We start from the raw sequence: 722 nt of genomic DNA, 5'->3' as shown, positions 1-722 counted from the left end.
ACGGTGGCCTGCAGGTAGCCGATCTTCGAGCCGCAGTCGTAGCGCTCGCCGCGGAAGCGGTAGCCGTAGACGCCGGTGCCGTCGATCTCGTCGGCGATCGCGTCGGTCAGCTGGATCTCGCCGCCCGCGCCGATCTTCATGTCGTCGAGATTGTTCAGCACGGCCGGGTCGAGAATGTAGCGGCCGATCACCGCCAGGTTCGACGGCGCCTCTTCCTTCTTCGGCTTCTCGACCATGCCCGAGGCGCGGACCATGTTGCCCATGTCCTCGCGGATGGCGAGCGTGCCATAGGCCGAGATCTTGTCCATCGGGACTTCCATCGCCGCGACCATGTTGCCGCCGACTTCCTCATAGGCCTCGACCATCTGCGCCAGGCAGGACTTGTCGGCCTTGATCACGTCATCGGGCAGGAGGACGGCGAAGGGCTCGTTGCCGATCAGGCGCCGCGCGCACCACACCGCATGGCCGAGGCCGAGCGCTTCGCGCTGGCGGACATAGGCGATGGCGCCGCTTTCCATGTCGGTGCGCTTCAGCTGGTCGAGCAGCGCGGTCTTGCCCTTGCGCTGCAGCGTCGCTTCGAGCTGCGGCGCGCCGTCGAAATAGTCCTCGAGCGCGGATTTGCCGCGCGAGGTGACGAAGATGAACTCCTCGATCCCGGCATCGCGCGCCTCGTCGATCGCGTACTGGATCAGCGGCTGGTCGACCAGCGTCATGATCTCTTT

At 65.9% G+C, this 722-nt stretch carries 1 protein-coding gene; it reads right to left on the bottom strand.

What is annotated here, in order from left to right; translation table 11 throughout:
• Window positions 1-722: UTP--glucose-1-phosphate uridylyltransferase (locus tag FGX59_RS37165; protein WP_138473503.1), on the bottom strand; the 722-nt coding region annotated here is incomplete at both ends.

The organism is Poseidonocella sp. HB161398, from assembly GCF_005870025.1.
GTDB lineage: Bacteria > Pseudomonadota > Alphaproteobacteria > Rhodobacterales > Rhodobacteraceae > Mangrovicoccus.
This window is presented reverse-complemented; position numbering and strand designations above follow the sequence as displayed.